At 57.8% G+C, this 8,281-nt stretch carries 7 protein-coding genes and 2 pseudogenes; 2 read left to right on the top strand and 7 right to left on the bottom strand.

The features are described from left to right. A pseudogene (locus HJB84_RS33190) lies at positions 1-181 on the bottom strand (IS6 family transposase); the annotation flags it as partial. A gap of 219 nt (positions 182-400) precedes the next feature. Here HJB84_RS33190 and HJB84_RS33195 point away from each other — a divergent pair. Then, entirely contained in the window at positions 401-1,207 is an 807-nt protein-coding gene (locus tag HJB84_RS33195; protein ID WP_221117954.1) for a PRC-barrel domain-containing protein, read from the top strand. 244 nt (positions 1,208-1,451) lie between these two features. On the opposite strand, the gene HJB84_RS34230 is transcribed toward HJB84_RS33195, so the two are convergent. From HJB84_RS34230 to HJB84_RS33225, 6 genes are all read right to left on the bottom strand, one after another. Then, positions 1,452-2,210, bottom strand: coding sequence for an SH3 domain-containing protein (locus HJB84_RS34230; protein ID WP_221117955.1), 759 nt, complete (start codon positions 2,208-2,210; stop codon positions 1,452-1,454). A gap of 20 nt (positions 2,211-2,230) precedes the next feature. Further along, complete coding sequence (locus tag HJB84_RS33205) at positions 2,231-3,250, bottom strand: hypothetical protein (RefSeq protein ID WP_259671239.1); 1,020 nt, start codon at positions 3,248-3,250, stop codon at positions 2,231-2,233. Next, on the bottom strand, positions 3,247-4,611 hold the full coding sequence (locus HJB84_RS33210) for a methyl-accepting chemotaxis protein (RefSeq protein WP_221117957.1): 1,365 nt from the start codon (positions 4,609-4,611) through the stop codon (positions 3,247-3,249). The genes HJB84_RS33205 and HJB84_RS33210 overlap by 4 nt, the downstream gene beginning before the upstream one ends. Next, positions 4,611-5,432: a hypothetical protein gene (locus tag HJB84_RS33215; protein WP_221117958.1), complete on the bottom strand. Its 822-nt coding sequence runs from the start codon at positions 5,430-5,432 to the stop codon at positions 4,611-4,613. Before HJB84_RS33215 ends, HJB84_RS33210 begins: the two co-directional genes overlap by 1 nt. Further along, a complete protein-coding gene (locus tag HJB84_RS33220; RefSeq protein WP_221117959.1) occupies positions 5,416-6,747 on the bottom strand; it encodes a hypothetical protein in 1,332 nt (443 codons plus the stop codon). The genes HJB84_RS33215 and HJB84_RS33220 overlap by 17 nt, the downstream gene beginning before the upstream one ends. Positions 6,748-6,900: 153 nt before the next feature. Continuing rightward, entirely contained in the window at positions 6,901-7,566 is a 666-nt protein-coding gene (locus tag HJB84_RS33225; protein WP_221117961.1) for a thermonuclease family protein, read from the bottom strand. Positions 7,567-8,100: 534 nt separating this feature from the next. Between HJB84_RS33225 and HJB84_RS33230 the strand changes: the two are divergent. After that, positions 8,101-8,281, top strand: a pseudogene (locus HJB84_RS33230) (IS6 family transposase); the annotation flags it as partial.

Raw genomic sequence — 8,281 nt, forward strand, 5'->3', positions numbered from 1 at the left:
GGCAGGCGAGAAGCGGCGAATACTTCACCACCCATCTGTTCAGCGTCGCGTGGTCAACGGTAACGCCGCGCTCGGCCATGATCTCTTCCAGATCACGATAGGAGACTGCATATCGGACGTAGAAAAACACCGCGTATAGAATAACCTCTTTCGGGTAATGGCTGCCTTTGAAATCGACCATGATCTGGAACTCAACCTGCCTGCTCATCTTCAACCCAGATCTATGGCATCACCAACCTGGCGGCAAATGCGCTGAGAAATTTGCGACAGAACCTTCTTTTCGGCCATCCAATGCCCCATGGCGAACCGGAACATTTACACCGCGTGTCGGTTACATCCGAGCGGAGGTCGTATAGCCATTTCAAAGCGATCGGTCATCCGAATACCCAAGGAGATAACAATGAAGAAGTTCCTGACAACAACCGCACTGGCCATCGTTTTGATCGGCGGTAATGCCTATGCCGCAACCATGGAACCGATGGCAATGTATCAGCAACAGCCGACCGACATTAGGGCATCGAAGCTCATCGGTACGCGGCTGTATGCTACTGAAAAGCCGATGACAGCGGATATGATGGTCAAGCCTGGCGCGGAAAAGGAGTGGGATGACATCGGAGAGGTAAACGAAGTTATTCTCAGCCGGCAAGGTGAAGTCAAAGCGGTCGTTCTCGGCGTCGGCGGCTTCCTTGGCTTAGGCGAAAAGGCCGTCGCAATCCCGATGAAAGATATCAAGTTCGTTCGTGACGGCGACGATGCGGATGACTACTTTCTAGTCGTTAATGCCAATAAACAGATGCTGACCGACGCACCGGCATATGTTGCTCCAACCACCGCGGCGAGCAATTCGACGAATGTGGCCAAGCCTTCCCCGGCGGGTGACACCGCTCTGGTCCGCCCGGACGTTCAGCGCGAGGGTTATCGCACGTCAGAAATGAAGGATTTGACTTCCGAAACTCTCACGGGAGCCCACGTCTATAGCGCCAAGGACGAAGACGTCGGCGAAGTCGACAAGCTCGTTCTCAACGACAATGGTACCGTCAAGCAGCTGGTGCTGGATATCGGCGGTTTCCTCGGGATGGGCGAACATCGGATCGCGGTGCCTCTTGATCAGGTCAATATCATGAGGAACGAGAAGGGTGACGATGTTCGGGTCTATGTCGATGCCACCAAGGAGAAGCTGAAAGCTCAACCCGAATACAAGAATTGATGCCGCGGCCTGGGTCACCCGCCCCAGGCCGTGCCCTTCTTGCGGGTGATCAAATTTGCTGGCTCATTTTAACGCGAAGAAGGCCTTTCCGTTCGCTAATCGCGTTGGTTGATTGCTGCCGGCGGACCGATGCGGCGAAACCGAGAATGCCGCACCGACCTAATGCTTTATTCGCGGCACCTCGGTCGGACTTGGCGTTGAGACATGGTCGCAGTTCCCTGTTTACGCGCCTGTGGTTCCGCAATTATCTGGTCGACTGCTGTCGAGCCGATTGGATCATGTCTGGAGAAACATCGCCCGCGAAACAGACAGGCGCATATCCACCTCCGCGGTTGTAGGCGCTCCGCTTGCCGCACCGTCTCCCCTCACGGTCGGTGTTGTAAGGGCAGGCGCAAGACCCTGGATACATCGAGATGGATTCCGCGATGATCCTTTGGATCACGATGGAATCGGAAATCTGAGGCGTTGTTGGTGTGACAGGGTCGGCACCGGGCCCAGTATCAGCTTCGTTTGATGCCGTCCGCTCACGCTGGTCAGGCTGCTGTGTACTTGGCCGCGCGTCGGAAAGGAGCGCGGTCGAAATCCACCCTTCCCGCCTCGTCAGCCCATCTCGTACCCTCGACCAGTCACCATCGGTTTCGGTCACTTCCAGTTCTCTGCCGTTGTCATATCGGTCAATTATGCCAAACGTTTTTCCGGGTCCGGTGCGCAATGCCACCTTCTGGCCCTCCACGAACCGGGTAACGGTCAAAGCTGCATGCGGGAGGCGCGAGGGCGCGGCCGGCGTGACCGAAGGTATTGGCGCGCTCGTCTCCGCAGGCTCCTCCGCAACGGTCTTCTTATTGTCAATGACGCCTTGGTTGGCGGCGGGAGGACTTTGCGGCTCGATGGCAGGGTCTTCAGATTTGTGAAAGTATGAGACGACCAACCCAAGGCCGAGCATCAGGAACACAACGCCCGGATTTAGTTTGGTCTGCTTTCGCGAACGACGTCTACGCCGCATCTCCCGGCCCCACTACCGCGTTATTGCACCGCTGCCTCGCGTCGCCGGATTCTGATTTCGATGCGCCTGCGGGTCTCGACGTTGCCAGCCTGGCCAACGGTGAGCGTGTCGCCGGGCAAGATAAGCTGCGCGGCGGACAGAGGCAGGACGGTGATCCCCGACAGCGACTTGTTGGCCCTGAGGAGATTGGCGACCGAGATCGCACGGGCGAGTCCAAGCCCGGCGTTGTCGGCCGGCTCGAGCGTCGTAATTGGTTTCCGGGACGACAGGACGTCGATGGAATTCTTGTCGAGGTTGGAATTCAGCCGCGAGATCGGCTGCTCATCTGTATGGCCGATCACCTCGACGATGTCGGCACCGTAGGTCCCGAGGTTTTTCGCGATCTCGTCGGAAATCGATCCGTTCAGTTGGTCTGTGAATGAGGTGGAAAGCTCAGCGCTGCCGGAGCGGAAGAAATAGCCATTGGCTTCGGCCAAGCTGATGATCGGCGGCCACTCGTGCGGCTTTCCAGACGCGCTGAGCTTCGCAAGCTCTGCCTCTCGCGCCTCGTGTTGTTTGAGCGCCGCTTCCAGTCGAGCCGTTAGATCACGCCGCTGCGCATTGAGACGGTCGTTGGCGCTTTCCAAATCAACCGCCCGCTGCTCCGCGGCAATAAGAGCCTCAACACGCCTGAGCATATCGGCGGCATCTTTCTCTCCGAGAACTTCCTTGATGCGTTTATAAGTATCCTTCTGCAGGACGAGTTCGCGCCAGTCCTCGTCGTACGCAGCTTGCTCCGCCTCCGGCAATTTGCTGGTGAGGGCAGCGACTTCGGCCTCGAGTTCCTTAATCTGCTGATCCTGCTGACGGTGTGTTTCGGTGACGGCTGACAGTTGCTCGATGGCATCCTCTGCCCGCTTGCGTTCCTTCACGATGATCGCCGCGGTGACCAGTAGCAGGCAGAAGACGACGAGAAGCAGAGACTCGGCCATGGTGAACCCGAGGATGAGTCCGCGGTTGTAGCCCTTGGTTTCGATCTGACCCGCGTTCTCCGGTGTCATCGTTGCCACCATGACTTCCGCGGCTTGTCATCCTCGGTGTCAGCAACACTTACGATGCCCGCAATGTCCACAGCCGCGGGAGCATCGGGCGTGTCGTTGGCCGCTGATGGCAACGCTCCGGATGGCACGTGGGCCGACAGCTGCGACAAGGCACGTTCGATCCGTTCGCCGCGGAGACGGCTTTGCTCTTCGGCTGCCCTAGCCTCGTTGTGACGTCCGGTCGCCGCCTCAACGAATCCCGTAAGTTTGGCGGTGCTTGCCGCGTGGGCTTCGTAAGCGGTCTTGGATGTCGCAACGACGCCTTCGATGACGGCTGTCAACTTAGCGACGGTCTCCGTCGATTTTGCCTGCGTGGCAGCGGCGGCACCCACCTCGTTGGCGAGCTTGGTCAGGTTCGCGGCGGTCTCTTTGAAAGGCCCGAGGTCTGCCAGGACCTTCTTTGCCGTCTCGCGGGTATCGGCCGCATTCTCGCTGATCGCCTTGGCGTGGGCGTCCACAATGGACTTGAGGGATTCCACTGCGGGCGAGACGTCGATCCTCAAGACGTCATCCGGAGAACGGGCCGCGGAGTATTTCCCGATGACGTTGTCGATTGCGTCGGCAAGCTGCTTCGACTTGTTCGTCATCGTGGTCGCGAGGTCGTTCATCTGGCTGGAGAGCTGGACCACGTTCTTGGCGTTCGCATCCGAGAGCTGGGACACGTTTTTATGGGTCTCTTCCAAGGTCGCCAGGAGCTGCGTTGACGCCGCCTGGATTGATTCTACGGCCTTCGCGGACATGGCCTCGATGGCGGTTCGCACGGCTTCGCCGTTCTTTTCCGCCTGACGGGCGATCTCCTCGAATCCTTCGGAAAGCATCTGATTGCTGGTGCGCCGGTAGGAGGAGAACTCCATTGCCGAGTTGTCGAGCTCGGCCCTCACCCGCCTGGTCATCTCGGCGAGCTCGTGTCTGACGGCCTTTTCGATATCGGCGGGATCGCGGCGCATCTGATTGAAGAAGATGCGGAGTGCGATACCAGTCACAGTGGAAATGATCGCGATACCGAAATTCCGAACGACGTCCTCGATTGAAGCTTCGCCTGTGAACTTATAAAGCGAGACGCCCAGGCTCGTCAGCGTGTAGATGAAACCCATGTAATAGAGGTTGTCGCCGGCCTGCTCGCTGTGGACGCGCAGACCAGGAAGCATGTTTACGCCCATGTACAGGAACATCATCGCGACCGGGATCGCGGTGATGAGCCCAATGTCGAAACCCCAGACTTTACCCAGCCAGATGACGGCGGAACCGACCAGCGTCAGAAAAACGAAAAGGACGATCGGTCCCTGGTTGCGGACAAGGCTTCTCATCGATGAGGTACTCATTACATTGTTCCTGTCAAACGCTCGATTCCCGAGAAGTGGCCGTGGTTGGAGCCGATCCACGCCGTCCAGAATTCCGGCAGGTTCTTCAAGGCAGCGGAGCTTTCCCTTTGGAAGAACAGCAGCTTGACATCCACACCCTCCAACGGGGTTCTAAACTTGTTTCGGGCAACGCTGCCTTCAAATGCCTTGATGTCGGCGCCGGATTTGTACATCGAGAAAGCTGGCGTGAACTCCATCATGTCGGAGGCGACAATCAGCCGCTTTGGCTTTCCATCGAGCTTCGCATCGGTGAAGCTTTCGATCGCGATACGCTGGATTCCAGCCATAATAGGCGACTGCTTCGATGACGTGCCATCGCCCATCTGCTCCTCGATCTTTTTAAGTGGTTGGTTGAAGGCCCGGTCCCAACGCTGCTGAATCTTCTTGGGATTCGATGTCCATGGGTCCGCGCTCTCGCTATCCCCCGGATTGCATCCGTGGAACGTTCGCTCGGGTTTGCCTTCAACGTCCGTGAGGAGGTAGACCTCGATCAGGCCATGCTGCTCGACGTCCGCAACGATCCGCTGAAACTCTCGTTTGAGGTCGACCTTTGTTATGTCGGAGATCGGGTCGGTGACATCGAGCAATACCGCTGTCGCCGACGTGGCACCGCTTTCGGGGCAAAGGTCCGCATCGAGCGTTGGTGCGGCCTTCGCTTTGTACCAGAGCACGGAGTAGCCGCCGACCGCACCGACGATGGCGATGACGAGTACGATGATGCCGATGATCTGGCCGGCAGAGCTGCCTCCCCGGCGGCTTCTGCGCTTACGCCGGGCTGCCATTGATCGTCTCCGGATAGATGTGGTCGAGCTCGTGATAAGCTGTGACTGCGTCTTCGAATGCATTGCTGATGCGCTTCATCTGGGCCGAAAGATCGGCCTGGGCGGTCTGGATGCGTTCGCTGAGGTCTTTGTCGGCCCAATCATCGGACGTGTCGATGATGACCTTGCGGCGCTCCATCTTATACTGCGCCTTGAAATGCTTGGGTTCCTCTTCCGTGCGTGCTGCCCGGTTCTCCTCACGATAAATCGCCAGAAGCTTTCGTCCGACGCTCTCCAGCTGTGTCTGGTGTTCGCCGAATAGCTTAGTCATGCGTGTGCGCGCGTCGATGATGGCCGCGCATTCCTTGCGTCGCTTCGACAGCCCCTGGATGATAGCGTCGATCTTTTCGTTGTGGTCGTCGCGGATGTCTTTGAGCCCCTCGACGCGATGCTCCCTTTCGGCCGCGTAATCGTCGCGGGCGTTGACGTAGCGCTGATAGGTCCCGGCATAACCCGGATATGGATCGGTCATGAACAAGCCGTCGACGAGCGCGGCGGTCGAAAATAGCAAGCCACCCGCGAACAACACGAAGGAATCGATATCCACGAGGCCAAGCGGGTCAGACGCCAGCCGCCGCCGAACAAGGGGGCCGATGTTGTCGACGGCGGTCGCGGAGATTTCGCGGTAATGCGCCATTGCGAGATTGAGGGCGATTGCTAGGGCGAACCAGAAAAGGAGGCTGACGAAGCCGATGAGCTTTAGCCCAAAGAAACGTTGGTTTAGCCGACGAATTCCGAAGAGCGCCAATAGGAACGTGCCGATGACATTGACGAAAGCAAAGCCAAACGCATAGCCGATGCCGCCTACGAGGCCGCTGTCGTTTCCTTTCGCGAGATAGATGCCGTTGACCCCGGTTTCGACGATCAACAGGAGCGCCACGAACAGAATCTTTAACCCAAACTCAAGAGAACTCCTGACGCGAGCGATCCGCTTTTCCAGCCCGTTTCGCTTTCTAAATTCCTCAAGCTCCTCGTCGGTAGCCTTGAGGTCCTGCCGGCGGATGAACAGCTCGTCTCTGCCCTTGGTGACGTCAGCCTGGAAATCCTCGACACTGGAGTGGTTAGTCATCTCGATCTGGCTGAAGTGGCCGTCAAAATCGAGGTTCCGCAGCCTGGTGGCATACGTGTTGAGCTGATCTTCGAGAACCTGGAAGGCTTCGTCGCGCTGGCTTTCGACCCGGTCCACGATGGATCGCTCGACATCGTCCAGCTCCCGGGCATTCGATGCCGGAATATTTGTTTTGCCGTTCGCGGCCGCCTTGCGCTCGATCTCCATCGATTTGGCGAGCTTTTCCGGATCCAGCGGCGGAAACGGGTCCGTCGTAATGCGGAAGTCGTGACTGGACTCCCGGAGGCTATCGTACAATTTGGTGAGTGATTCAAACTTGGCCATCGCGAAGCCCTGCGTGCATGCTGATACGTGATCTCATCATTTTCCCCACTGGGGCGGACGCCATCCGGCTGCTATGGCTTCGCCCTCGGAACAGAACCACCGCTCGCCCTTGCGGACATCGATTTTTGTCTTCGCGTAGTCCTTCGACCATGGCGCGTGATAGATTTTCTCGTGTTTGCTGTTGATGTTGCCCTTAATGGGGCACCCTCCTGCAGGCGCGGCCGAGACGGCGCTATCCCATTTGTGGGACCTGAAGTCCCACGGCGTCTGGGTGGCCGCCTGCCAGACGCCGACGTGCGCGGCATGGGCAATCTCTTCGGCTTTGACGTAATCCACGGAATACTTCCGGAACGCCCACGCCAGGCCCGAAGCAATCATCTCGCCATTGATGTCAACGCCGTCTGCAACACAGCTTGCAACCCACCGGCCATACATGTCCTTCTCGTGAGGCGTGCACGTGACGTCGCGTCCGATGACAAGGCTCTCCAGCTTCCGAAGCGCGACCTGTCCGCAGGCCCAGTCGCTATCGTCCGCCGCTTTGCAGAGTTGACCTGCCTCGGGCGCGTCGATGCCGTGGAGACGATAACGAACACCGTCCAGGTCGATCGTATCTCCGTCTATCACGCGTACATTTGAAGCAGCAGAAGCGCCCACCGCCGTCAGTAACAGCAGTAGTGCGATCACTAGAATTCTGGAAAACAAGACACGCCCCTCTTCGCGCCATACGTTTATTCTAGCGGTTGTGATTCCGCAACCAGAAGTCCAGAGAAAATTAAGGAATGGTAAACGAGCTTATATTGCTACGGCTTGCCGTTTTCACCTCGGCGATATGAAGCTCGCCATCAACCGCGACATGTCGGATTTCTGCCACCGATCGGCGAGATGGAGGCGTGTCCATGGTCGGGCTTGGCGACCCGTGATGAGTCGGAGGCCGCTAGAAGTTCTCCATCCGGACATTGAGCAAGTCGTTCGCGAACGCTCGAACAATGAGGGCCTCGAACTTGCCGATCAACTGGTCGGGTACTTCGTAGGCGCTGCAATAGCTCGCTATGTCGTGCAGCGGGACCGATTGCTTTACGATTTGCCTTTTCTGTTCCTGAGGGCCGCGATATTCGACCTTTTTCTGAGGATGGGACACGCGCTGGTTCTGTCGCAAATTTCTCAGCGCATTTGCCGCCAGGTTGGTGATGCCATAGATCTGGGTTGAAGATGAGCAGGCAGGTTGAGTTCCAGATCATGGTCGATTTCAAAGGCAGCCATTACCCGAAAGAGGTTATTCTATACGCGGTGTTTTTCTACGTCCGATATGCAGTCTCCTATCGTGATCTGGAAGAGATCATGGCCGAGCGCGGCGTTACCGTTGACCACGCGACGCTGAACAGATGGGTGGTGAAGTATTCGCCGCTTCTCGCCTGCC

It is taken from the genome of Rhizobium sp. NZLR1b (assembly GCF_019685155.1).
Lineage (GTDB): Bacteria > Pseudomonadota > Alphaproteobacteria > Rhizobiales > Rhizobiaceae > Rhizobium.